The sequence below is a fragment of the Paracoccus seriniphilus genome (assembly GCF_028553745.1).
GTDB lineage: Bacteria > Pseudomonadota > Alphaproteobacteria > Rhodobacterales > Rhodobacteraceae > Paracoccus > Paracoccus seriniphilus.
The window spans coordinates 127,930-153,376 of the sequence record NZ_CP067131.1 but is presented as its reverse complement, the minus strand read 5'-3'; the positions used below and the strand labels follow the sequence as shown (position 1 = coordinate 153,376).

Here is a 25,447-nt window from a genome sequence, read left to right as displayed (position 1 = left end):
CCTTTTGCTGGCAAGGTTGACGCCCGGATGGTCGGTCTGTGTCTGGACCATCACCGGACGTTGAATTGACGGATTCGCAGTTCTGACCTAGTCCGGCAGACCGGAGATCAGGCAGAAGGCGGACCCGATGGCGCGAAAATATGACTGGCGAACCGGCAGCAATGTCGAGGCAACCCTCAGCGTGATCGGCGGCCGCTGGAAGCCTGTGATCCTGTGCAACCTGCTGGTGAGCCGCCTGCGCTTTGGCGAACTGTGCCGCAACATGCCAAATGCCACCCAGCGCATGATCACCCTGCAACTGCGCGAATTGGAGGCCGATGGCGTGATCCGACGCCATGTCTATGCCGAGGTGCCGCCCCGCGTGGAATACGAGCTGACAGAATTCGGTCGGTCACTGGAGCCGGTCCTTTCGGTGATGCGCGAATGGGGCATGGCCTTCAAGAAACGCAAGCTGAGCGAGGCCGTAGACAACGCTCCGGCCTCGTGATGCGCCGCCTGCCCGGATGACCGGACCGGCGGGCCAAAGTCTCACTCGCCGGTAAAGCTGCTGCGTTCGGCGGCGATTTCCGCCTCGGCACGGTCCACAGCGGCCCGTACCAGATCATAATATTCGCTGCCATATTTATCGACGAACCAGTCGATCACCGGCTGCTGGCCGGGCAGGAAGCTGGCCTTTTCTTCTTCGGTGGGGATATGCACCTCGCCGCCGGATTCGACGAATTTCTCGTATTTCTCGAGATAGAGCGCACCGGGAAGACCGTTGCAGGTCTTGCTCAACTCATGGAAACCATCGGCGACGACCACCTGCAGATCCTCGGGCAGTGACTTCAGCCAGGGGTCCGACATCCACCAGAAGATCAGGTTATGTGTGTGGTGATCTGCGACGGCGTGTTTGACGTAATCGTTCAGCGACGTATCCACCACATCCGACAGCGCGTTCTTCGTGCCGTTGACGACGCCGGTCGCCAGCGATGTATACAGTTCCGGCCATGGCACCGGCGTGGGGTTCATGCCAAGCGCGCTGGCAAATTCCATCGCCACCGGGGATTCCACGGTCCGCATCTTGACCCCTTCCAGATCGGCGGCGGTCTTGACCGGCACATTGGCGAAGAAATCACGCCAGCCGACACCGCCGGTCATGCCCATCAGACGGACCGTGCCCGTTGCTTCCAGGACATCGGCACGCAGGCGCTCGGTCAGTTCGCGGTCGGCCATGACCTTGTCCATCACCTGATCGTCGGCGAACAGATAGGGGATATCGAAAGCCTGGATCGGGCCAAAGAAGTTGGCGATTCCGCCGCCCGAGGTCAGCGTCATTTCCAGCGTGCCCAGCTGCACCGCCTCGACATTCTCGCGAAAGGTGCCCAGCTGTCCGGCGGGGTAGTGCTGCACTTCAATCCGGCCGTTGGAATAGCGCTCGACATAGGATTTCATGACTTCGGCGCAGGTCGACAGCGGTTGCGTGGTTGCCGAGACATGGGCGATCTTCATCGTGAATTCGGCAGCCTGAGCCGAGGACGTGATGGCAAGCACGCTGCAAAGTCCGACGGCCAGCGGGCCTGGTCTGATGGTGACGGTCATGGTGGATCCTCCCATATTGATCCGTATGTTGTGGCTCACAAGAAGCCGAAAAGACGTGGAATGGTCAGCGTCAACGCGGGGATCATCGAGATCAGTACGATCACGAAGAAATGCACCGCCAGATAGGGCCACAGCTCCTTCGAGATGACCTCGATCCCCGTCCGCGTCAGCCCCGAGGCGACGAACAGGATCATTCCCATAGGAGGGGTCACCAGGCCCACGGTCACATTGACGCACATGATGATCGCAAAGTGGACCGGATCGACCCCGACCTGCGCCAGTGCGGGTGCAAATATCGGTCCAAGGATCAGGATCGCCGGAACGGCATCCAGAAACATCCCGATGACCAGCAGCAGCACATTGATCAGCAACAGCAGCAGGAACGGGTTTTCGGTGATGGTGAACAGGAAGCGGCCCAGAGCCTGGGGCACGCCGGATACGGTCGCCGCCCAGCCAAAGATGGTCGCGGAACCGACGATCAGAAGGATCGACGAAGACACCAGACCGGTACGATAGAGAATGCCCACCAGATCGCGGGGTTTCACCGTGCGGGTAATCAGCATCGACAGGATCAGCGCGTAAAGCACGGCAGCACCGGCGGCCTCGGTCGGGGTGACGATGCCCGATATGATCCCACCCATGATGATAACCGGCGTCATCAACGGAAGCGCGGCGGGTTTGAACGCGGCCCAGATCTCGCCCGTCGTCGCGCGGCGATGGGCCTTGGGATAATTGCGCTTCTTGCCGATGATCGCGGTCACGACCATCAGTCCGACGCCAATCAGAACGCCCGGCACGATCCCGGCAAGAAACAGCGCCGCGACGGACACATTCATCACATATGCATAGATCACCATGATGATCGAGGGCGGGATGATCGGCCCGATGACCGAACTGGCCGCCGTCACCGCCGCCGAGAAAGCGCGGGAATAGCCGTCCTTCTCCATCGCCGGGATGAAGATCGACCCCAGTGCCGAGGTATCGGCCACGGCCGAACCCGACAGACCCGCGAACATGATCGATGCGACGATATTGGCCTGCGCCAGACCGGCCCGCACATGCCCGATCAGGACATTGGCGAATTTGACGAGGCTTTGGGTGATGCCCGATACGTTCATCACCTCGCCCGCCAGGATGAACAGTGGAATCGCAAGGATCGGAAACTGCGCGATCCCGCCGAACATCCGCTGCGGCAGCATTTTCATGAACGCGGCCTGATCGGCCAGCAGAAAGCCCGCCAGAGGGCCCGCCGCCAGGGCGAAGACGATCGGGATCCCCGAAACCATCAGAACAAGAAAGACCCAGAAAAACGTCAATGGCATCTCATATCTCCTCCCGAATATCCCGATGCGGGTTTTTCGGATTTCTTTGCGCTGCAGCCATCGCCGTCAGGACAGTGAGTTGTCGATCATGCTGCCCGGTTCCAGATCGACCTCGTCGGGACGAAATATTCCCAGCAATGCGCTTAGTGAAAATTCCAGCGAAATCAGCGCCATGACCGCGCCCCCAAAGGGGATGGCGAAGTAGATCCAGAAGAACGAAAGTTCGAAGGATGACGGCTGCTGTTTGCGCGCGACCCATGCGATGCTGGAGCCCTGCCAGACAAAGACACACATCAACCCAAAGACCACCAGGTAGATGATCAGGTAGTTCAAGTTGCGAATGCGCGGTGGCAGAAGGTTGGGAATGATGTCCAGCGCAATCTGCCCACGGTTTTTCAGAACGATCGGCGCGGCGACAAAGACCAGCCAGAACATCATGTATTTGCCTGCCTCTTCATACCAGGGCAGCGAACTGTTCATGACATAGCGCCAGAAGACGCCCGCAAAGACATTCAGCGTGATCGCTGCCATCAGCAGGATCGTCAGCCAGCGCAGGCCGGCGCAGATATTGACATTGGTCCAGTTTAGGATCGCAATTAGTTTTCTCATCGCCTGCCCCCTCCCGACAGTCGCGCGGCCTCGACCCTGACCGAAGACCGGCAGGGTATCCTCAACTGACCGCGTGAAGATTGATCAAAGCGGGCGACGCGCAAGCGAGAAGCTCTGCCCCGTCGGGCCGCCAATGGGTCGTGTAGCCATGTAGAGTGCCAGATCACCCACTTCGTCGGGGTGTTTTAGCCGCTCCCATTCCGGGAATCCTGGCGGCAGGCCTTCCGAGAACCGCTCCAGCACCTCTTCGGGGGCGGTGCGCCGTTCACCGGGCTTGTCCTTGTTCAGCATGCTGGTCGCGACCGGGCCGGGAATCAGGTTGTTCACGTCGATCTTGCGCGGCCAGAGTTCATTGGCCAGCGCATCGGTCAGCATGTTCATTGCGGCCTTTGAGACGTGGTAAGAGCTGTTGCTATTGCCCGCGCGCATCCCCATGCCCGAAGAGACATTGATGATCTTGGCACCTTCCGACAACCCCTCCAACAGGAAGCGTGTCACCATGTAGGGGCCGCGGACATTGATCTCCAGCGTTTTCCACCAATTGGTCGGGTCCGAGCTTTCGATGCGCCCGGTCTCCATTTCTGCCCCGGCATTGTTCACCAGGATGTCGACCTTGCCGAAATCCTGCAGAACGGCAGCACAGAATTTCTGCGTGGCGTCCTGATCCGACAGATCGACCGCCGCGATGGTGCAGCGCACGCCAAGCGCCTCGGTCTCGGCCTTCACCGCCTCCAGCTCGGCCAGGGTGCGCGAACAGATTGCCAGATCGCCCCCCGCCTTGGCAAAGGCCAGCGCAATCGAGCGGCCAACTCCACGACCCGCGCCGGTGACGACCGCTGTTTTTCCGGCAAGTTGCTTTGCTTCTGACATTCCGTTCCTCCGTAGCGATCACGGGCAGCCTGACTTGGCTGGGCGATGACCCAACCATGCGGGGCGGCACGCGATTGCGTTCCTTTGCGCGAGACATTCCGGCTTCACCTTCGTAAACTCAAGTACCCACAATTTTGTAAGTATTGGCAAAATCGGCCAAAGGTCTCGCTGCTCACCTATTACATTAAAACATATAGACGTTTATATCAATAATAATTTGATAGTATGATGAAGACAAACGTCATGCCAGCGCGCAGCAGCAGGCCCGCCGCACGGGGCGGCGGGCGCAAGAATCAAAGAATCGGTTTCAGCGCAATGGATTTCGGAACGACATAATGGTCCAGGCTTTCCGGCCCACCCTCGACGCCATAACCACTTTCCTTGACGCCCCCGAAAGGCGTTTCGGGTATCGCCACGCCGACCGTGTTGATTCCGACCATGCCTGCCTGCAGCGCGTCGGAAATACGGGTGGCGCGGTCCAGGGAATTCGTCACCGCATAGGACGCCAGCCCCTGCTCCAGCGCATTGGCGCGGGACGCCACTTCGTCGATTGAACCGAACCGTGTCATCGGCGCCATGGGGCCAAAGGGCTCTTCGGTCATTACCAGACAATCGTCGGGGGCATCCTTGATCACGGTCGGGGCATAGAAATACCCCTTGTTGCCGACACGCTGACCACCTGTGGTGATGGTTGCGCCCCGCGCCCGGGCGTCATCGACAAAGCTGTCCATGGCGGCCAGTCTGCGAGAATTGGCCAAAGGCCCCATCATCGTATCGCTCGCCATGCCACTGCCCAGCTTGATGGCCGCTGTGCGTTCAGTGAAGGCATCGACGAAATCCGAATAGATCGCATCCTGCACGAAAAACCGGGTGGGCGATATACAGATCTGCCCGGCATTGCGGAACTTGCCCGGCACCAGCAGATCGACCGCCTTGCCGATATCCACGTCGTCAAAGACCACCACCGGCGCGTGACCGCCCAGCTCCATCGTCAGCCGCTGCATCCGTTCGGCCGCCAGAACGGCCAGTTGCTTGCCCACGGGGACAGAGCCGGTCAGCGAGACCTTGCGCAGGATGTTCGACGCCATCAGATGCGAGGTCACCTGTGCAGAGGGGCCGAACACCACATTGACCACACCGGCGGGCAGACCAGCATCGATCAGGGCCTGAACAAGAAGGATGGCCGAGGCAGGCGTTTCGTTCGACGCCTTCAGAATGACCGAACATCCCGCCCCCAGAGCCGCGCCGATCTTCTTTGCGACAGTGTTGATCGGGAAGTTCCATGGCGTGATCGCAAGACAGACGCCGACCGGCTCCTTCACGACGTGATGGCGAACGCCGGCGGCGCGGCCTTCGACGATGCGGCCATGCAGGCGCTTGCCCTCTTCGGCACTGAATTCGAGAATGTCGACGACGGTGCCGACCTCCATCCGCGCCTCGGCCAGCGGCTTGCCGTTTTCCAGAGTGACGGCCGTGGCGATACCCTCGGCGCGTTCGCGGATCAGCCCCGCGGCCCCAGTCATGATCGCCGCCCGCGCATAGGGGGACATGGCACGCCATGTTTCAAATCCTCGCTGCGCGGAAGCCAGCGCCGCATCCAGATCGTCGGGCGCGGCGGCGGGCAGATACGCCAGCACCTCTTCGGTGGCGGGATTGATGACCTCTTGGGTCGCGCCAGTGGCACCGTCACGCCATGCGCCATCGATCAACATCTTCAGAACGGGATAATCGTTCATGGGGTCTTGTCCTTTCATCTTTTCTGGAATGACGGTGCCAATCGGCCACCTTATTCGCGAAATCTCATTCCGCGGGTGCCAAGCGCATCGACGACCGGGGGCTTGCTGTCTGAATTGATCCCCGGAGGTGCCGGTTTGCCCGCACATTCAACGAAGGCGCGGATCCGGCAGGTCGCACAGATATTCGGGTCGACCCGGTCCATGACGGCAGCGATTGCCTCGGCTTTGTTGGGATGGATGTTTGCCTTGTCCACGACGGCGAACAGCTTCATGCGACGCAGCGCCACCAGGGTTTCCTTGTAGGCGATGACGATATGCAGATCGCCCCGCGCCTTGCGTGCACGCAGGTATTCCGAAACCAGCAGGTCGACCCCGGCAAGGTCGATCTTGCCCATGCCCTTCAGTGCAAGGATCCTGAAATTCCGACCGGGATACATGGCCTCGGACCGCCGGAACGCGGCTTCGACGTGCTCGATAGATCCGAAAAACAGTGCGCCTTCCAACCTCAGGACGCTGATTTGAGGGCACTGGTCCAGATCGTGATATTCGACGCCACGCAGCAACCTGCGGCCGCGATAGACAATCGGTGATATTGCCGCGACATGCGGCCGCGCGCTGCGATGAAGAAAGACCGCCAGTGAGGTGACGACGCCGACGAAGATCGCGTTTTCCAGCTGAGTCGCCACGCCCGACAGGAAAGTCAGCGTGAAGATCAGCGTTTCACTACGGCTGCTGGTCAGGATGTGGCGGATCTCGGCAAAGCTGAACAGGCGCCAGGCGACATAGATGATGATCCCCGCCATGGCAGGCTTCGGGATATGATCGACATAGGGCGCCAGCAAGAACAGCAGCACGAACAAGAGGGGCGCCGCAAGGATCGCGGCCATCGGCGTCTGGGCCCCGCTTTCCACATTCAACGCCGATCGTGTGAATGAGCCGGATCCGGCATGCCCCTGCACGAAGCCGGCCAGAAAATTGGACAGCCCCTGTCCGATGATTTCCTGGTTGGAGTCGTAGCGCTCCTGTCGGCGCATCGCGAAGGACCGGCCGATGCCGATGGCTTCCAGCAGGCCCACGAAGGCCACCGAAACCGCGCCCGGCAGCACTTGCAGGATCTGGGAGATCGTGACGTCGGGCACTGCAAAGGCCGGAACGATCGCGGGGAGTTTCTGAAACATCTCGACACCGTAATCGGCCGCACCGGTCAACTCGCCCAGGATCGAGCCGACGATCAGCGCGATCAGATAGGATGGCAAACGCGGGCTGATCCATCGCATCAGGATCAAGGTGAGCAACGTGGTCAGGGCGATCACCAGCGCAAGCGGGTTTGCCTGGCTCGACTGCGCGATCACCCGATCAAGGCGTTCGATCACGCCGCCCCCACCCTCGACAGCCAACCCGAAGGCATCGCCCAGTTGGGATGCCCCGATCAGCAGGGCAGCTGCAGCGGTGAATCCCACCATGACCGAATGCGAGATGAAGGCAATCAACCCTCCCAGACGGCACACCCCCGCCAACAGCTGCGCCAGCCCGGCCACGATGGTCATGGTCAGGGCAAGCTGAATGTAGAGCGGCGTGCCCGGCGGGGCCAGTTGCGACAGCGACGCGAACAGCACCGCCGAAATGGCGGTTGCCGGACCCGAGACCATCACCATCGAAGCCCCCCACATGGCAGCAATGATGGGAGTCAGCATTGCAGTATACAGCCCGTATTCGGGTGGCAGACCCGCGATGACCGCAAAGGCCACACCTTGCGGCAGTGCGATCGCGGCCCCCGTCAGCGCGGCAAGCATATCGGCACGCAGGCTGATCGGGTTGACGGCGGCAAACCACTCGCGCGGCAGGGCTACATATTTCAGAACGCCTTTTTCGGTCATCGCCCTGCGAACCTGCTGTCTGTCGACCCCGCGCAGCACGGGGCCAGCGCAGGGGCGCTGCCTGAACTGTATTGCAACTCCTCACCCCTCCTCCGAGGCTATCCGCGACGGATGAATGTGCCGGAAGGTGCATTGGCATTCGCGGCAACGTGTCAATTCACCTGCCCGGAATGCCGAGAGCCCGCCGAGCTCATGCTCATCACAAGGCGATGGGAAAACCACCGCGAATCCATAGAACATATCAACATATATATGTTTAAATGTATGCATGCAAGGAATATAGAGATGTCGAGCAATTCGACATTGGAACGGCGTCGTTGCCCCCTATGTCGGGGAAGTTGTCCGCAGCTCCACTTTTCCTCTATTCCTCAGGTGGGCGGGATAGGACAATGATTTGGGACACTCGACCTTGTTGCACATATCAGTGATGAGGATTCATTGCGCGAATCCAGTTCGTTAGGTCATGTTGACAAATGACGCAGCCAGAGCCGGATCGACGTGATGTCTATGAAGCCCAAGAAGCTCTCGGCAGCGCACAGCCACCTTCGACCCCGGGCAACAACCTGGCGATTCCACGTTCTATCACGTCCACTGTGGCGGCGTCCGGCATCCATGTTGAGATGGTTCGCCTTACCGGATCAGCTTACAATCCGAGGGCCGCCTCCATCCTCTCATGTTCAAAGGCTGGCGCGCATCTTCTATGCGCGGCCCCGGTAATGCCATGCTGGCGGCGCGTTTCGCCCCAGATCTCGGCTACCGTATTGGCCATTTCCCTAGCCATAGTCCTGGCATCAGCTGCCTCAATACCAAAGAAGGGCGCGGCATCTATCACCGCTTCCACGGAAGGCTCAAAGCCATGAATGTCGCTGATCCCCGTTTCCAATGTGGGTTGCCTGCGTGACTGCGGGTTTACGTCAAACATCGGTGACAGGCGCCAACGGTTGTCGCGCACATAGAGCAATCCATGATTTTTCAGGTGATCATCGGTGTTTGTGATCAGCACGGTGAACAACAGACGCCGCCAAAGCTCCGGAATGTCCATGTCAGGAAGAACAGACATTTGACGAAGAGCATCTGCAATGTCGGTGTAATAACCGTGAGCAGTTCCTTTTTCCCCAGAGCCGTTCGGGCTGACACATAGGGCAGACGACCACCTTTGCGGCGATCAAAGCGTCTGATGAGCCCCACAGGATGCCTGCTGGCTGCCAGTTCAAGTCGGACCTCCGGTGTTCGAATACCTACCGCGCGCGCCATCTTGAGAGTCGCGATTTCCAACCGCTCAACGGGCCATGTATCATCGATTGAGGTGAATTTGGCGATCCAAAGCTCCTGGCCATCCATGACATTGGCTTTGGGGCGCGCACCACCAAGCGACCCCGCAGCACCGACAAGATCTCGCGCTTCAGCTTCAGCCCCATCCGGATCCCGCTCATACCGTGCGGCGATCGCACGAAGCTCTTCAATATTTGCCAGGCGCGGCACAGGGGACTGATCCGGGTGGAACACCTCACCCTTTTCATTCAAGAACCGCAAAGCCCCCTGGCGGGCCCTGTCATCTGCGGCAACCAGATAATCAAATTCTGTCGGCCCCTCGCCATGCACCCTGCGTATGAGCTTACGCCCCCAGCTATCAGGTGATGTGTCCGTAAAGGGCCCCGCCAGAACATCTCGACGACGGCTTTCTCGTCCTTCTGCCGAAAAATGGAAAGGCGCACGACTGCGCGGGATATCCGGAGCGAGATCAAATCCTATCGGGTTTCAAGCCATCTTTCATCATAGATGAAAGTGGAGTGAGACCGACGTCCATCGATTTCAAAAATCAAACGACCGACGGGGATACAGGCACCCCCAAGAACAACAAAGGCCTCAGGCATCAAAATGCTGTCCCTTCGTCATCATCCAGCACCGTCGGCCCCTGTGACGCGTCACTTTGGTTGACGGGGACGGTCTTCTTGTCCTTGTGCCCTCGCTCCCGGATGCGTTTTGGGAGTTTCTCCCGGTCCAGTCCGATGCCGGTGGAATCCAAAGATGGGTCTGCGATCTCGGCCAACCGATCCAGCATTCCCAGAGCCAGAAGCGCCATGGCAAATGTCTCAAGCCGGACGCCACCATCGCCCCGCTCAAGCTTTGCAAGAGTCTTGTCGCTGACACCAATCCGGCTACAAGAATCCGCAACCGACATGCGGCGCCTTTCACGCGGCCATGCTGTTTTCGCAGTCGTTCCAGCGCTCGAACGCGGTGGCGAGGTTCTGACAGTATGCCGAGGCGGTCATCTTGTGGCGGCGAGGGCGGAACTCCGTCTTCGACAAGCACCAGCGCGTCGCACGCGGCGATCACCAAGAACAAGCATCTCAGCGCGGTGCTGGAGCATATCAAGGCAGAACAGGACAAGGCGCCGCCTAAACCGCAGCGTGGGGGCAAGCAGGCGACGGTCTACGTCCCGAACGGCCGACGCAATACCGAAGGCTGGAACTCGAAACTCGCTAGGCCCAACACATTGGCAGCCGTGACGGCTGTCATCGCGCCGCGTGTCACTTGGCTCAGGACTTCAATGCTGTTCAGTTCGCGCTTGCTCATGATCATCAATCCCACGGCCGCACTCCAATCCTGCTTGATCGACAGAAAAGTGAGACATTTCAACTTTGTGCGCACATCGATCAAACCGGCAATCCATCTTATGGGACTGGATTGCATGACCTCATATGCTGGCCAATTCGTCAGTTGCGGATCCGCGATTCTGGCCTCGTGGCGCAGGTTTGCACAAAAGTCAGTTGACTCTAAACATCTGATGTTTCAATTTCACCGACATGAATGAAATTCTTTACTATGACCTGAAGGACTCACCGTCCTTGTCCCCCAGCCTTGCCACTCAGCTGTGCCGAGAGATGGGCCGCAGGATCGTCGGAGGGCATCTGCCCGAGGGCGAGTTGATCGAAGATGAAACCAAGCTTGCGACACGTTTCGGGGTCAGCAAATCCGTGGTTCGCGAAGCGGTCAAATTGCTTGTCGGGAAAGGCCTGCTGGAGGTACGGCGCGGCGATGGCACAAGGGTGCGCCGCAGGAATCAATGGGCACTGCTGGATGATGACGTCCTCGCCTGGCATCTGGCCTCGACCCCAAAGCCGGAATTCCTCAGCCAACTGATGGATATGCGCCGCATTGTGGAACCGAAGGCAGCAGCCTGGGCGGCCCGACACGGCTCTGATGCCCAACTGGAGGAGATTTCCGCGGCACAGCGCAAGATGGAGGAGGACAGCCGTTCCATCGAGGATTTCGTGATCGCAGATGCCTTGTTCCATCGCGCAATTCTGCGGGCTGCCAATAACGAGTTCTTGCGAGCAATGGAGGGGGTGATCTTTTCGGCACTACTCAGTTCAATCCGGCTGACAAATGCCGATCCGCGACAGAACAAAAGCTCGATCCCGTTCCACCAGAACTTGCTGCAGGCCATCACCTCGCGCAACCCAGAGGAAGCCGAGCGTGCCATGGAGCGGCATCTCGACGATACCAGCAGCCGGCTGGCGCAGGTCATCGATGGCTTTGAATGTCAGGGCGGCATGACCGCCCCCTGACCTTACCCGACCGAACACATGCCCGTCTGGCGGCGGGCAGGTAACGCGGCACGCGCGGCCGCGGCCGATGCCTCATGGCACCAACCCGCCAGAATCAAGGCGTTTGAAAACGTCACTTTTGGGAGGAGAGAACATGTTTTCATTGAACAAGATGCATCTGCTGGCGGCCAGCACGGCGGCCTTCACGATTGCCGGGGCAATCGGGGCGCAGGCAGAGGGAATGGTTGCGTTTCTATTGCCGGAAAACGTGAACCCACGCTGGGAACAGCAGGATGCCGCCGCTTTCGTGGCCAAGATGAAAGAGATTGCCCCCGACACCAAGGTCGAGGTGTTCAACGCCGGAAATGATACTTCGGTGCAACAACGGCAGGCCGAACAGGCCCTGACCCAGGGCGCTGATGTGCTGGTGGTCATTCCGATCGATGGCGAAAGCTCGGCAATCATCGCCGACACGGCTGCCGAAGAAGGTGTCCCGACGATCGCATATGACCGGATGATCAATTCGGAGAACACCAAGTTCTGGGTGCAGGCCGACATGTATGCCACCGGTGCGGCCCAGGCCCAGCATGTCGTCGACAATACAGCCAAGGGCGATACGCTGGTGATGCTGAAAGGCTCTCCGACGGATCCCAATGCCGCTGTCATCGCCGAAGGGCAGATGTCGGTTCTGGAACCTCTGTTCGCTTCGGGAGAGCGGGTTCTTGGCTATGAAAACTGGACGCAGGGCTGGGATCCGGCCATCGCGCGCCGGTCGATGGATCAGGCCTTGACGCAGCTCAACAACAACGTGCAGGGCGTTGTCTCGTCAAATGACGGAAACGCCGGTGCCGCCATCGCGGCGATGGAAGAACAGGGCATGGCGGGCAAGGTTCCGGTCTCGGGACTGGACTGCACGGTGCAGGCGCAGCAACTGATGCTGCTGGGCAAGCAGACCCAATGTGGCTGGCGCCCGCTGCATGAAATGGCCGCAGCAGCGGCCGAGGTCGCCGTGCGCCTGATGAACGATCAGGACTATAGCGATCTGGCCACCCGGACGGTCACGAACGGCGTCGGTGCCGAGGTCAACTTCGTGCCCGTCGACAGCTATTCCGCCGTGGGTCCCGAAGGTGTGGCCTATGTGATCGAACATGACCCCTCGATCACCAAGGATATGGTTTGCCAGGGCGAAGCCGCTTCGACCGATTTCTGCAAGTGATTGCGCGATATGACAACTGACAATCTGACGGCGGGGTCCAGGACCCCGCCCCCTCACCTGCGGGTCACCGGGATTCACAAACGTTTTGGCGGGCTTCACGCCCTGCGTGGTGTCGATTTCGAGGTCGCGCGCGGCGAGGTCATGGCCCTCGTGGGGGACAACGGGGCCGGGAAATCAACCCTGATGAAGGTTCTGGCCGGAGCCTATCTGGCCGATGAAGGCGAATTCTGGCTGGACGGAGAGCAGGTCCTTGTTGGCGGCCCGACCGATGCAGCGGATCTGGGTATCCAGATCGTCTATCAGGATCTGGCACTATGCGAAAATCTGGACGTCGCGGCCAATCTTTCCCTGGGGGCCGAACCGGTCAAGCCAGGCTGGGGTTTTCTGCCCCGCTTTCTGCGCCCCATTGATGAAATGGAAATGGAGGTCAAGGCGCAGAAGGCCATCGACCGTCTGGAGGTGCGGACGCTGAAATCGGTTCGCGCTCTGGTTGGCGGACTGTCCGGCGGACAACGGCAGGCCATCGCGATTGCCCGCGCTGTCGGGGCGGAAAGTTCAGTCGTGATGCTGGACGAACCGACCGCGGCACTGGGCGTTGCACAAACCCGGCAGGTTCTGAATGTGGTGCGCCGTCTGCGCGATACCAATCATGCCGTTGTCTATATCTCGCACAACATGCGCGACATTTTCGAGGTCGCGGACCGCATCTGCATCCTGCGTCACGGTGCCAATGTGGGAACATGGCGCACGGCAGAGACCACCCCGGATGAAATCGTCGTGGCGATGACCCGGGGCCTGGACGAGGGCCAGACACATGCAGCATGAACTCCGTCTTTCGCTGGCCGATCGCATGCGGATCATGCGCCAGACCCGGTTCGGGGCCTTCGTGCCGGTGCTGCTGGCGCTGGCCGCGATCTGGGGCTATTTCGGTCTTGCAGCGCCTTTGCTGGAATATTGGTCCGACCCGGATGCAGACAGCCTGCGACTGATCTTTCTCAGCCCCCGCAACATCTACAACCTGTTCATGCAATCTGCGGTAATCGCCACGCTTGCGGTGGGCATCACGATCGTATTGCTGCTGGGCGATATCGATCTGTCTGCGGCAGCCACTGCCGGGGTATGTGCGGCCTTGCTGGGCGTGCTGGTTCTTGCGGGCGTTCCAGGCTGGCTGGCCTGTCTGATGGTCATGGCCGTCGGTGTGGTGATGGGGGCGGCACAGGGCCTGTTGATCGCCTATGTGGGCATACCTTCCTTTGTGGTCACCCTGGCGGGGTTGCTGGGCTATCAGGGCCTGATGCAAAAGATCCTGCCGACCGGCAACCTGAATGTCGATGATCCCTTCATCCGCGCAATTGCCCGCATTCTGATCCCCGACATGTTGGGCTTGGCGATGGCCGTCGGACTGGTTGTCCTGGTCATGCTGGCCGCCCTGCGCCGCCAGGCACAGCGGCGGCAGCGCGGGCTGGAACTGGACAGCAGCCTGGCTCTTTGGGGACAGGTCGGTTTCTTCGCCGTCATCACCTTTGCTGCCGTGCTGACACTGAACAGCTATCGTTCGGTTCCGCTGATGATTGTCCTTCTGGTGGCAATCACCGCCCTGCTCGGCTGGATCACCACATCAACCCCTTTTGGTCGGTCGATCTTTGCGGTCGGCGGCAACACCGAAAGCGCCCGTCGCGTCGGCATGAAGGTCAACCGCATTCGCGTCGCGGCCTTTGGCATCGTCGGACTGATGGCGGCCATCGGCGGAATATTCGGGGCTTCACGCTATGGATCGGTCTCTTACACCGCCTTTGCCGGAGGAAGCCTGCTGCTCGAAAGCATTGGCGCGGCGGTCATCGGAGGCACATCGCTGTTTGGCGGGCGCGGTTCGGTCTGGAACGCCATACTTGGTGCATTGGTCATCGGTTCGCTTGGCAATGGGCTGGACCTGTCCGGCGCAAGCTCTGCCGACAAGCTGATGTTCTCGGGCGCGATCCTGTTGCTTGCCGTGGCAATTGATGCCGTGTCCCGCCCAGCCGATGCCTCGAGCCGATAAAGGAGAGACGAGATGTTGACCGGGCATCAGGCCGAAATTCTTGATCTGATCCTTGACGAGGTGATCCCCCCCTCTGCGGATGGACTTGTGCCCGGTGCGGCAGCGGCGGGCGTCGCAAGTTTTTTTGAACGTGCCGCACCCTATGACCCTGATCCGACGACTGTCGTCTTGGCAATCATTGCTGCCGCCGAACATATGGCCGGCGATTTTCGTGACCTTGCGCATGCAGGCCGAATTCGCATCCTGCAACAGATCGAGACTGCGCAGCCCGCCATCTTCACGCGATTCCTGCGACTGACCTATATGGGCTATTACAGCCAGCCCCGACTGCGACCACTCTTCGGGGTAGCCGCCCATCCCGTTCACCCACGCGGCTACGAGATCTCTCCCGAGGACCCTGCCCTGCTGGACGAACTGACCGCGCCGGTGCGTGCACGCGGCCCGATCTATCGCGGGAATGACGCGGCAGAGGAGACACGGGATGACATGTGAGCCGGTGGATGTCCTGATCATCGGGGCGGGCGCGTCCGGGGCGGCAATCGCCTGGTCGCTGCTGGAAACACGGATGCGCATTCTTTGTCTGGAACAGGGAAGGCATCTGCCGCATTCGGAGTTTCCCAGCCGCCGCGACGACTATGAATTGGCGCGCTATGGTGATTTTTCCTGCGATCCCAATGTCAGGAAAAATCCGCAGGATTACCCGATCAATGTCGATGACAGTTGTATCGCACCGGTGAACTGGAACGGAGTCGGTGGCTCGACCGTCAACTTCCTGGGCCATTGGCCACGCATGAAACCTTCGGATTTCCGCAGCCGCACCCTGGACGGCGTTGGCGAGGACTGGCCTGTGGATTACACCACGCTGGAGCCATTCTTTGCAATGAATGACCGCAACACCGGCGTCTCGGGCCTGCCGGGCAATCCGGCCTACCCCGATTACGCACCCGAGCTGCCACCGATACCAATTGGAACGTTGGGGCAAACCCTTGCAAAGGGGTTCAACGCCCTGGGATGGCACTGGTGGCCCTCGGATGTCGCCATTCTCAGCAAGGATCACGATGGTCGTCAGAAATGCGTGAACGCCGGAACATGCGATCTTGGCTGCGCGGCGGGCGCCAAGGGTGGCACGAATTTCACCTTTTGGCCGATGCTGGAACGTGCCGGAGTCGAATTGCGCACCGAGTCACGGGTGCGCGAGATCCTGATTGACCCTGTCAGCGGACTTGCTACTGGCGTCCTGTATCACGGCGCGGACGGGCAATTGCATCGCCAAGAGGCCGAACTTGTCATCCTCGCCTGCAATGGCATCGGCACCCCGCGTCTCTTGCTGAATTCAACCTCGGCCCAATTCCCTGACGGCCTGGCAAACCGGTCGGGCCTGGTTGGCAGGAATCTGATGTTCCATCCCCTTACCGGTGTCTCGGGCGTGTTTGACCGGCCGATGAAGGGCCATGAGGGGCCAATGGCCTGTGCGATCCTCAGCCAGCAGTTCTATGAAAGCGACGCCTCGCGCGGGTTTCTGCGCGGATATGGTCTGCATTCGGGGCGCTCGACGACGCCGATGACATTTGCCCTTGGCGGATATGGCATTGATCGGCCCATTCCCTGGGGGGACGCCCATCGCGACATCATGGACAATATCTATCCCAACCTCGCCAGTCTGACCGTCGTGGCCGAGGATCTGCCTGAAGAGGAAAACCGTGTCACGCTGGACCCGGAGCTGACCGACAGCGACGGCATCCCTGCCCCGAAAATCACCTATCGGCTGGGTGAGAACAGCCGCAGGATGCTGGAACACGGCAAGGCCCGTGCCACCGAGGTGCTGCTGGCTGCCGGAGCGCGGCAAATCCTGTCCAAGAGTGAGGACGAGGTCTGGTGGCGTGCCGGATGGCACCAACTGGGCACATGCCGCATGGGCAATGACCCGGATAGCTCGGTCGTCAACAGCTGGGGGCGCAGCCATGACGTCAGGAATCTGTTCATCGTCGATGGATCGATCTTCGTGACCGCGGGCGCCGTGAACCCGACATCCACGATTCAGGCGCTGGCGCTGTATATCGGCGACCGGATCAAGACCAATATCGCAACCTTGTTCGATTGAGGAAAACCATGAAATTTCCGACCAGAATGTATCTCTGTGGCGAATTGCGCGAGGCTGCGACCACGCTGCCGGTGGAAAACCCTGCCACCGAACAGCATGTCGTCACGGTGGCGACTGCCGCCGGGGATGAGGTGAGGCAGGCCCTGAACTGCGCCCGCGACGCCTTTCCGACATGGTCACGAACATCCATTGCCGAGCGGCAAGCCTGGATGCGAAAGCTGCGCGCCGAAGTCATCGCGAACGAAGACTACCTGCGCCTGTGCATTCACCAAGAAATGGGCAAGTCGTGGGCCTCGACCCAAGAGGATTTCGACAGCCTCAAGAACTCTCTGGCGTTCTATGCCGAGGAGATCGCGCGCCTCCATGACTACGGGCTGGCGGATCGGCCCGGCACGCATTGTCACCGGATGGTTCATGAACCGGCAGGCGTTGCAGTGGCCTTTCTGGCATGGAATTTTCCGCTTCTGAACCTGGCTTTCAAGATTGGCCCGGCCATGGCGGCGGGCTGTCCGATCATCATACGACCCTCGAACGACACACCGATCTCGGCATATGCGGTGGGCGAATTGTGCCATCGCATCGGCCTGCCCAAAGGCGTGGTCCAGATCATCGCAACCGCAAGCCATGAGGACGCGGATATGCTGTCGGCCTCGACCATCCCCGCAGTGCTGACACTGATCGGCTCGACCGAGACAGGCCGGCACATCATGCGAACGGGGTCAACCAGCATCAAGAAATACTCGATGGAACTGGGCGGAAACGCCCCTGCCCTTGTCTTCGATGATGCCGATGTCGATCAGGCCGTTGCTACCCTCTGCGGTGTGAAGTTCAGCAACGCCGGACAGATCTGCGTATCGCCCAACCGGGTCTTTGTACATCGCAGGGTTCTGGACAGTTTCACTGCCAAGGCCGTGGCGCATGCCAAGGGGGCGACTGTGGGCTGGGACCGGGAAGCCGATATCACCACCGGCCCCCTGATCAATCGCAAGGCGTTCCTGAGAAACAAGACCCTCGTTGATGACGCGGTAGAGAAAGGCGCGCGTCTTCTTGCAGGTGGCGACCGCCCCGCCAGCCTGAGCCGGGGTCACTATCTGGCACCGACAGTCCTGGCAGATGTCGATGACAGGATGAAGGTCTATCGCCAGGAAAGCTTTGGCCCGATCATTTCGATCATCCCCTTCGACGATGATACACCTCTGGCGGAAATGGCCAATGATGGCGAGGAAGGCGGGCTGACGGCCTATGTCTTTACCCGCGATCTCGCCCGCGCCGAACATTACGCCAGCTTGCTGCGATATGGAGAAATCCAGATCAACGGCGTCAAATATGACATCGACCTGCCCCATGGCGGCATCGGGCAATCGGGGATCGGGCATGACTGCTCGGCTCTCGCCTTGCATGACTACCTTGTGCTGAAGCGCGTGACGCGCGCCCTGCCCTCGGTCTCGGCATCAGGAGACATGGCATGAAGATCACCCAAGTCATCAGCCATGTGCTGCAATATGACCTGCCTTCGGAACTGGGCTATTCCCAGCAATATTATCACAAACGCACCGCCCATCTGGTCGAGGTGCGAACAGATGAGGGCGTCACCGGATGGGGCGAATGTTTCGGGCCCGGCAATATCGCCATCGCCAACAAGGGCATCGTGGAAAAGGTGATCCAGCCCATGATCCTGGGCGATGACCCGCTGGATCGGGATGTCATCTGGCACAAGGTCTATAACCTGATGCGCGACCACGGTCAGAAAGGCATGCCGATGCAATCGCTGTCGGGCGTCGATATCGCGCTGTGGGACATTGCCGGCAAGATCGTAGGACTGCCGCTGCACAAGCTGATCGGCGGCGCCCATCGCAGCAAGGTGGCTGCCTATGGCTATGGCATGATGCTCAAGCGCGAAAGCACGGATGATCACGTCGCACGTTTTCGCGACGAAGCCGCCGCCATTCGCGAAATGGGATTTGCCGCAACCAAGATGAAGGTCGGCCTTGGTCCTCGTGATGATATCCGCCTGGCCCAGGCAGTGCGCGAAGGGGTTGGCGAGGGTTTTCGCTTCATGGTCGATGCGAACCATTGCTACACGACGCCCGATGCTTTCCATGTCGGACGCGCGCTGGAAGAACTGGACGTCTATTGGTTCGAAGAGCCTGTCGCGCCCGAGGATCTGGATGGCTATCGCGAGTTGCGCGCAGGGCTGAGGGTCAATATTTCCGGCGGTGAGGCTGAATTCAACCGCTGGGGATGGCGACACATTCTTGAAAATCGAGGTCTCGATATCGCCCAGCCCGAAGTCTGCGCAGTCGGCGGCATCAGCGAATATCTGCGCATTCTTGCCCTGTGCCACGCGCATTTCACGCCGGTCATCAATCATGTCTGGGGCTCGGCCGTGGCCGTGGCCACCAATCTGCATCTTCTGGCGGCCATGCCCACACTACCCGGAGGGCTGTTTCCGTGGGAGCCGATGCTGGAATTCGACACGACCGACAACAGGTTCCGCGACGAACTGCTGTGTGATCCGCTCGACATTCAGGGACAGGTCAGAAGAGGCAACGGTCTTGTCGCCGTCCCGACCGGGCCGGGGTTGGGAATCGAGCCCGATACGGACTTCATCAAACGCTTCGAAATTGACCTGTAAATCAGGAGCAAAGAATGAAGAATGGCCCGTACAAAGTTGTGCGGGCCACCCTGTTTCAGTCCGCCTGAATCCCCGTCAGCTGCGCGGCTTCAGGTTTTGCGGATCGTAAAGCGGGGCATAGCCGACCCCCGCGACCTCGGCGGGATAGATCTCGTCGAAATAGGACAGGTTCAGCTTGCGACCCACCTGGCAATAGTCCCATGGCAGATAGGCCAGCGCGATATTCTTGCCGATGCTGGGCCCGTAGGCGATCGAACTGGTGTAGGACCGCCGTCCCAGTTCGTCGATCAGGGTTTCCCCCGTCTCGGGATCCATGACCGGCAGCGTTCCCACCGGATAGCGTGCGACGCCCTGGCTGTCGGTATTGTCGGTCATGACCAGCGTGCACAGCATGGCTGGCTGATGCTCGCGGGCGCGATATTCCAGATGTTTCGCCTTGCCCCGGAAATCGGCCTCTTTCACCTTGGGTCGCGCCAGATCCGCCTCATAGAGGTTATATTGCGTGTGCAGATCGGCATTCTGAAGGCGCAGGGATTTTTCCAGCCGCCGGGAGTTGGCATAGGTTTCCACCCCGACCGCGATCACGCCCGTCTCGCGCAGCGCATCCCAGACCGCCAACCCGTCCTCATAGGCCATGTGCAATTCCCAGCCCTGTTCACCGACATAGGAAATGCGGAAGGCCGTGACCGTTTTGCCGGCAATCCTGATCTGCCTGATTGCGGCAAAGGGGAAATTCTCGACCGAAAGCGCCTCGGGATCTTCGACCACCTTTTGCAGGTTCTTGCGGGCATTGGGCCCCCAGATACCGATGGTCGTGTAATCTTCGCTGACATCACGGATGGTGACGTCCAGCCCTCTGTCCTGCGCGACGCGACGCATATACTGCAGATCACGCGGGCCGGCGTCGGCACCGTTCACCAGGCGACAGCGGTCCTCCATGCGGAACACGGTGAAATCGGCGCGCACCATGCCCTCGTCGTCCAGCATATGGGTATAGATGCCCTTGCCGATATTGCCATCCCCGCCAATCTTGGCAGCACATAGCCATTCCATCAGCGCCAGATGATCCGGCCCGGAGATATCGGTCATGTGGAAATGCGACAGGTTGATGATGCCGCAATCGGCGCTCATTTCCAGCTGCTCGGCATTCGAGACCCGCCAGAAATGCCGGCTGTCCCATTCATTCTCGCGCAGCGGCACCTGATCGGCATATTTCTCCAGCAGGTGATTGTTGGCCGCATATCCATGCGCACGCTCCCAGCCGCCCAGTTCCATGAAGTGACCGCCAAGCTCGACCTCACGTTCATAGAAGGGCGAACGGCGGATGCCACGAGCATTGCCAAAGGGTTCGCGCGGATGAACCGGCGGATTATAGATCTTGGCCGCCGTTTCCTCGCAACGGCCATAGATATAGTCTTCGTTCAGCTGGAAATCATTGAAGCGCGCGTAATCAATGCCCGCGTGATCGATATGCGTACGGCCATCGGTCATCCAGTCGGCCAACAGCTTGCCCATGCCCGGCCCATCCTTGACCCAGATGGCCACGGCATACCACAGGCCCCGCAACTTGCGGCTTTCGCCCATCGATGGCGCACCATCGGTGGTGGTCTGCAGCAGCCCGTTGAAGGAATGGCTTTCATTGAAGCCCAGTTCCGCCAGAATGGGCGTCAGCTCCATCGCGCGTTCCAGAGGCTCGATCACGTCATCAAGTTCAAGGTCACGTTGCGAGGGCGACAGGCGCGCCTGGTCCTTTTCAAGAATCTCGCGCGGGTGAACCAGACGCGGGTTCTTTTCGTAATAATAGCCCCATTCGATCTGCCCGCCCTCGGTGCTTTTCGGGTCGCCAGTGTCGCGCAGATAGGCCGAATTGCCCTGATCGCGCAGCAGCGGGCGGCCGATTTCCAGCCCGGTGCCGGCGAATTCGTCATAGGGGCCAAAGAAGGTCAGCGGATGGTCAACCGGCATGACCGGCAAATCCTCTCCGGCCAGTTCCGCAATCAGCCGCCCCCACAGACCCGCACAGACCACGACGTGATCCGCATGGATCGTGCCACGCGATGTCCTTACACCGGTGACCCGGCCATTTTCCTGCAGCAGCTCCAGGGCGGGCGTATTGGCAAACGCCTTCAGCCTGCCGGTCTTGACCGCGTTGTCGACCAGCTTGCCGGCCACGGTCTGCGAGCGGGGCACGACCAGACCAGCATCGGGATCCCACATGGCCCCCTGAATCTGGTCTTCCTCGAGGAGCGGGAACTTTTCCTTGGCCTCGGCGGCCGAGATGATCTTCACATTGGTGCCGAATGCGCGACCGGAGTCGACGCGTCGCTTCAGTTCGGCCATGCGTTCATCATCGCCGACACGGGCCACTTCCAACCCGCCGATACGCGAATAATGACCCATCTTTTCATAGAAATCGACGGAATACATGGTGCACCATGTCGACAGCAGATCATGGCTGGTGCAATAGCAGAAATCCGATGCATGGGCTGTCGAGCCGATATCGGTCGGGATCCCGGACTTGTCGATTCCGACGATATCATCCCAACCGCGTTCAATCAGATGATGCGCGACGGACGCGCCGACAATACCGCCCAGACCGACGATAACGACCTTGGCCCTTTCAGGAAATGCGGACATCGTTGATTCCTTTTGTACCCGTTTCTTTTGCGTGCCCCATGCCGGCTGTCACGGTGCCCCTGCGCGGCAGGACGGCGCAAACCCCGCCCCGTTCTGCGCAATATTGCGACAAGCAACATCGAGAAATAGAACGAATGCGTCAAATTGAGTGATCGCAACGACATCCATGCGTTTCCCGATCGCACGTGCGGGCCGCGTCAGGCCGGATTCTTCCGATTTTCCGCAACAGGTGACGCCGGAATCGGCTCAATCCCCATCGGGAATGTCGCTGGCGACGCGGAATCCGCAGTTGCCGGTCGAACTGTCGGGATCGTTCCGCGTCCGCGAATGCACGTGATAGCGATCACAATAGCTGGCGTGGCACAGATAGGATCCGCCACGCTGGACACGGGCATAGCCGCTGTCGGCCCCGCGCGGATCGAAGTCGGGCAAGCGCCCTGCCGGTGGCCGCGGCCCGAAGAGATCAGCGACCCATTCCCAGACATTGCCGGTCATATTGTACATGCCATAGCCATTCGGGCGGAAGGCATCAACCGGTGCGGTGCCGATCCAGCCATCTTCGCCGGTATTGCGCATCGGGAATTCGCCCTGAAAGGTGTTCATGGCAAATTCACCGCCGGGCTTCATCTCGTCCCCCCAGGGGAATTTGCGCTTGGCCAGGCCACCACGCGCCGCGCGTTCCCATTCGGCTTCCGTGGGCAAGCGCAGCCCAGACCAGTTGCAATAGGCCAGCGCGTCATACCATGCGACATGGGTGACCGGGTGATCTTCACGCCCGGATATATCCGTGCCCGGACCTTCAGGGGCGGACCAGCAGGCTCCGTCGACCCGCCGCCACCAATGCAGCCCCGGAGGGCTTTCGGGCCATGCCGAGGGATCGGGAAGCAACAGGTGAAAGACAAAGGTCCAGCCCTCCTGCTCGGCCACTGTGCGATAGCCGGTGGCTTCGACGAACCGCGCGTAATCGGCATTGGTGACACTGAAGGGCGACATCAGAAAGGGGCGCAGCTTGACCTTGCGCCGCGGGCTGTCCAGATCGGCGGGATAGGTCGATTTGCGCGCGCCCATCTCATAGATACCGCCGGGAATGGGCTTCAGGCGTTCGCGCAACTGCGCCGTCACCTCGGGAGCGGCAGGTTGGACCGCCTGTGCCAGACGCAGGAATTCCGCATCTCGATGCTGGCTGGCGCCGCCCATTTCCGCGCGGGTGCTGCCGCAGCATGCCTTGGGTCTACAATCCTCGGTCATGCGATATCCCCTTGTGTCTTCTGGCGCGCCCATTGCAGGGGCGCGATCGTGATGGTCTCTTGCACAATGCGGGATACACCCATTCATCAGAGAAAGAAAAGCCGTGTGCAATCATGGCAATCCCCGTTCGGAGAAGCCCTCGAAAAGCCGAACAATTGCTGCAACGGGGCAAAAACTGCCGGAATGATTTCCCGATTTCACGATTTTGATGCCGCTGGGGGTGGTCATCTTGCGCTGCATGGGCGAATGGGGCAATCCCCGCGGGATCTCAGCAGGTTATTTGGACAATGACTCGGACTGCAACAACCGGTGCCTCCATTCATTTCGAGCGCGTCGGAAAATCCTTTGCCGGCGCAGACGGCACCACTGTCACCGCACTGCAAGATGTGTCGCTGGACGTCGAAGCCGGTGCGATCTGCGGTATCATCGGTCGATCCGGGGCCGGCAAATCGACACTGCTGCGCATGGTGAACGGGCTGGAACGGCCGACCAGCGGAACCGTCACGGTCGATGGCCAGGATGTCGGGCGCGCCAAGGGCGCAAAATTGCGGGCCATCCGGCGCGATGTCGGGATGATCTTCCAGCATTTCAACCTGATGGCGCAGCGAACCGTCTTTGACAATATTGCGCTGCCGCTGGAAATCGCCGGTGTTCAGACATCGGAAATCCGCCCGCGCGTCAGCGAGTTGATCCAGCGCGTCGGCTTAGAAACCCATCGCGACCGCTATCCGGCCGAACTTTCCGGCGGCCAGAAGCAACGGGTCGGCATTGCGCGGGCACTTGCCACGCGGCCCAAGGTGCTGCTGTCGGATGAGGCGACTTCGGCGCTCGACCCGGAAACCACCCAGACTGTCCTGACGCTGCTGCGCGACATCAATCGCGATCTTGGCCTGACCATCGTGCTGATTACCCACGAAATGGGGGTCGTGCGCGATATTGCCAGTCAGATGGCAGTGATTGATGGCGGGCGGATCGTCGAGGCCGGCCCCACATATGATGTGTTTGTTCGTTCGGCCCATCCCACGACACGTTCGTTCCTGTCCGGTGTTACCGGTGTCAAGCTGCCGGCGTTTCTGTCAGGGCGGATTCAGGATGCGCCGTCGGGCGCGGATGAACAGGAAGTCATTCGCGTCACCTTCGCGGGTCGCCATGCGACCGATCCGATGCTGGCGCGTCTTGGCACGGATCTGGGCATTGATGTCAATATTCTTGCCGGTGCCATCGAGGAAATCGGCACGCATCCCTTCGGCAACCTGCTGATTTCCCTGAATGCGGCGCGCGGTGCCGAAGCGCGCGCCTATCTTGAACGCCACGGCCTGCTGACGGAGGTGCTGGGCTATGTCCGCTAACGTGATTTCCCTGCTGATCGAAGCCACATTGCAAACCGGCTACATGGTGCTGATCTCGACCATCCTTGGCACCCTGTTCGGCCTGCCGCTGGGGGTGTTTCTGGCCACCTCGCAACGTGGCGAATTGCTGTCGGCCCCGCTGATCAACAAGGTCCTTGGGCTGATCGTCAACGCCGCGCGTTCGGTCCCCTTCATCATTCTGGTCGTTGCAATCATCCCCTTCACGCGTGCGCTGGTGGGGACCTCGATCGGAACCAATGCCGCCATCGTGCCGCTGACGATTGCGGCAACGCCCTTCATCGCCCGACTGGTCGAGAACGCGATCCGCGAGGTGGATTCGGGATTGATCGAGGCCTCGCGCGCCATGGGGGCGACGCCTTTGCAGATCATCCGCAAGGTTCTGATCCGCGAAGCCCTGCCCGGCATCATGCTGGGCCTCACGCTAGCTGTCGTCAGCCTGATCGGTTATTCCGCGATGGTCGGGGCGGTCGGCGGCGAAGGCCTTGGCGATCTGGGCATTCGCTATGGCTATCAGCGCTTCATGCCCGATGTGATGCTGGCCGTCGTCATCATCTTGATCGTCATGGTGCAACTGGTGCAATCCGCCGGTGAGTGGATTGCCGCCCGTGTCGACAAACGTGCGTCGCGCAATCGCGGCAACTGATTTCAACGCAGAC

Annotated in this window: 23 protein-coding genes; 11 read left to right on the top strand and 12 right to left on the bottom strand. The window is 60.2% G+C overall.

The window, feature by feature from the left end; translation table 11 throughout:
• The first annotated feature begins 127 nt into the window (after positions 1 to 127).
• On the top strand, positions 128 to 487 hold the full coding sequence (locus JHW44_RS17080) for a winged helix-turn-helix transcriptional regulator (RefSeq protein WP_089345553.1): 360 nt from the start codon (positions 128 to 130) through the stop codon (positions 485 to 487).
• Positions 488 to 528: 41 nt separating this feature from the next.
• Here the strand turns inward: JHW44_RS17080 and dctP are convergent, their stop codons facing one another.
• The 10 genes from dctP to JHW44_RS17030 all read right to left on the bottom strand — a co-directional run bounded on the left by dctP (position 529) and on the right by JHW44_RS17030 (position 10,656).
• Positions 529 to 1,581 carry a TRAP transporter substrate-binding protein DctP gene (dctP, locus tag JHW44_RS17075; RefSeq protein WP_179217779.1) on the bottom strand — a complete coding sequence of 351 codons (1,053 nt, stop codon included), beginning with the start codon at positions 1,579 to 1,581 and terminating at the stop codon, positions 529 to 531.
• Positions 1,582 to 1,616: 35 nt separating this feature from the next.
• Entirely contained in the window at positions 1,617 to 2,903 is a 1,287-nt protein-coding gene (locus tag JHW44_RS17070; RefSeq protein ID WP_089345555.1) for a TRAP transporter large permease, read from the bottom strand.
• A gap of 66 nt (positions 2,904 to 2,969) precedes the next feature.
• Entirely contained in the window at positions 2,970 to 3,512 is a 543-nt protein-coding gene (locus JHW44_RS17065; protein WP_089345556.1) for a TRAP transporter small permease, read from the bottom strand.
• 84 nt (positions 3,513 to 3,596) lie between these two features.
• On the bottom strand, positions 3,597 to 4,382 hold the full coding sequence (locus JHW44_RS17060; RefSeq protein WP_089345557.1) for an SDR family NAD(P)-dependent oxidoreductase: 786 nt from the start codon (positions 4,380 to 4,382) through the stop codon (positions 3,597 to 3,599).
• A gap of 293 nt (positions 4,383 to 4,675) precedes the next feature.
• Positions 4,676 to 6,118 (bottom strand): NAD-dependent succinate-semialdehyde dehydrogenase, encoded by a 1,443-nt coding sequence (locus tag JHW44_RS17055; protein ID WP_089345558.1) that lies wholly within the window; start codon positions 6,116 to 6,118, stop codon positions 4,676 to 4,678.
• 50 nt (positions 6,119 to 6,168) lie between these two features.
• Positions 6,169 to 7,995 (bottom strand): SulP family inorganic anion transporter, encoded by a 1,827-nt coding sequence (locus tag JHW44_RS17050; RefSeq protein WP_089345559.1) that lies wholly within the window; start codon positions 7,993 to 7,995, stop codon positions 6,169 to 6,171.
• Between the two features lie 643 nt (positions 7,996 to 8,638).
• Complete coding sequence (locus tag JHW44_RS17045; RefSeq protein WP_272850358.1) at positions 8,639 to 9,037, bottom strand: HipA domain-containing protein; 399 nt, start codon at positions 9,035 to 9,037, stop codon at positions 8,639 to 8,641.
• Positions 8,992 to 9,519 (bottom strand): HipA domain-containing protein, encoded by a 528-nt coding sequence (locus JHW44_RS17040; protein ID WP_218822610.1) that lies wholly within the window; start codon positions 9,517 to 9,519, stop codon positions 8,992 to 8,994. The genes JHW44_RS17045 and JHW44_RS17040 overlap by 46 nt, the downstream gene beginning before the upstream one ends.
• 349 nt (positions 9,520 to 9,868) lie before the next feature.
• On the bottom strand, positions 9,869 to 10,078 hold the full coding sequence (locus tag JHW44_RS17035) for a hypothetical protein (RefSeq protein ID WP_143811485.1): 210 nt from the start codon (positions 10,076 to 10,078) through the stop codon (positions 9,869 to 9,871).
• A gap of 350 nt (positions 10,079 to 10,428) precedes the next feature.
• The gene (locus tag JHW44_RS17030; protein WP_272850357.1) at positions 10,429 to 10,656 is read right to left on the bottom strand and encodes a hypothetical protein; all 228 of its coding nucleotides are present in this window, start codon (positions 10,654 to 10,656) and stop codon (positions 10,429 to 10,431) included.
• A 188-nt stretch (positions 10,657 to 10,844) separates the two neighbouring features.
• Here JHW44_RS17030 and JHW44_RS17025 point away from each other — a divergent pair, with 188 nt between their 5' ends.
• The 8 genes from JHW44_RS17025 (at position 10,845) to JHW44_RS16990 (ending at position 19,536) form a co-directional block, all read left to right on the top strand.
• The gene (locus JHW44_RS17025; RefSeq protein WP_245847362.1) at positions 10,845 to 11,567 is read left to right on the top strand and encodes a FadR/GntR family transcriptional regulator; all 723 of its coding nucleotides are present in this window, start codon (positions 10,845 to 10,847) and stop codon (positions 11,565 to 11,567) included.
• Positions 11,568 to 11,700: 133 nt separating this feature from the next.
• Positions 11,701 to 12,762 carry an ABC transporter substrate-binding protein gene (locus JHW44_RS17020; RefSeq protein ID WP_089345563.1) on the top strand — a complete coding sequence of 354 codons (1,062 nt, stop codon included), beginning with the start codon at positions 11,701 to 11,703 and terminating at the stop codon, positions 12,760 to 12,762.
• A gap of 9 nt (positions 12,763 to 12,771) precedes the next feature.
• On the top strand, positions 12,772 to 13,587 hold the full coding sequence (locus JHW44_RS17015; RefSeq protein ID WP_089345609.1) for an ATP-binding cassette domain-containing protein: 816 nt from the start codon (positions 12,772 to 12,774) through the stop codon (positions 13,585 to 13,587).
• Positions 13,577 to 14,800, top strand: coding sequence for a sugar ABC transporter permease (locus JHW44_RS17010; protein ID WP_089345564.1), 1,224 nt, complete (start codon positions 13,577 to 13,579; stop codon positions 14,798 to 14,800). Before JHW44_RS17015 ends, JHW44_RS17010 begins: the two co-directional genes overlap by 11 nt.
• A gap of 12 nt (positions 14,801 to 14,812) precedes the next feature.
• Positions 14,813 to 15,292, top strand: coding sequence for a gluconate 2-dehydrogenase subunit 3 family protein (locus tag JHW44_RS17005; RefSeq protein WP_089345565.1), 480 nt, complete (start codon positions 14,813 to 14,815; stop codon positions 15,290 to 15,292).
• Positions 15,282 to 16,901, top strand: a complete 1,620-nt coding sequence (locus JHW44_RS17000) for a GMC family oxidoreductase (RefSeq protein WP_089345566.1) — start codon at positions 15,282 to 15,284, stop codon at positions 16,899 to 16,901. The genes JHW44_RS17005 and JHW44_RS17000 overlap by 11 nt, the downstream gene beginning before the upstream one ends.
• A gap of 8 nt (positions 16,902 to 16,909) precedes the next feature.
• On the top strand, positions 16,910 to 18,370 hold the full coding sequence (locus JHW44_RS16995) for an aldehyde dehydrogenase family protein (protein ID WP_089345567.1): 1,461 nt from the start codon (positions 16,910 to 16,912) through the stop codon (positions 18,368 to 18,370).
• A complete protein-coding gene (locus JHW44_RS16990) occupies positions 18,367 to 19,536 on the top strand; it encodes a mandelate racemase/muconate lactonizing enzyme family protein (RefSeq protein ID WP_089345568.1) in 1,170 nt (389 codons plus the stop codon). Before JHW44_RS16995 ends, JHW44_RS16990 begins: the two co-directional genes overlap by 4 nt.
• 75 nt (positions 19,537 to 19,611) lie before the next feature.
• Here JHW44_RS16990 and JHW44_RS16985 read toward each other — a convergent pair whose 3' ends face one another.
• A complete protein-coding gene (locus JHW44_RS16985) occupies positions 19,612 to 22,173 on the bottom strand; it encodes a GcvT family protein (protein ID WP_089345569.1) in 2,562 nt (853 codons plus the stop codon).
• A 246-nt stretch (positions 22,174 to 22,419) separates the two neighbouring features.
• The gene (locus JHW44_RS16980; RefSeq protein ID WP_218822611.1) at positions 22,420 to 23,370 is read right to left on the bottom strand and encodes a formylglycine-generating enzyme family protein; all 951 of its coding nucleotides are present in this window, start codon (positions 23,368 to 23,370) and stop codon (positions 22,420 to 22,422) included.
• A gap of 338 nt (positions 23,371 to 23,708) precedes the next feature.
• Here JHW44_RS16980 and JHW44_RS16975 point away from each other — a divergent pair, with 338 nt between their 5' ends.
• Positions 23,709 to 24,770, top strand: a complete 1,062-nt coding sequence (locus JHW44_RS16975; RefSeq protein ID WP_089345571.1) for a methionine ABC transporter ATP-binding protein — start codon at positions 23,709 to 23,711, stop codon at positions 24,768 to 24,770.
• Positions 24,760 to 25,434: a methionine ABC transporter permease gene (locus JHW44_RS16970; protein WP_089345572.1), complete on the top strand. Its 675-nt coding sequence runs from the start codon at positions 24,760 to 24,762 to the stop codon at positions 25,432 to 25,434. The genes JHW44_RS16975 and JHW44_RS16970 overlap by 11 nt, the downstream gene beginning before the upstream one ends.
• Positions 25,435 to 25,447 lie beyond the last annotated feature (13 nt).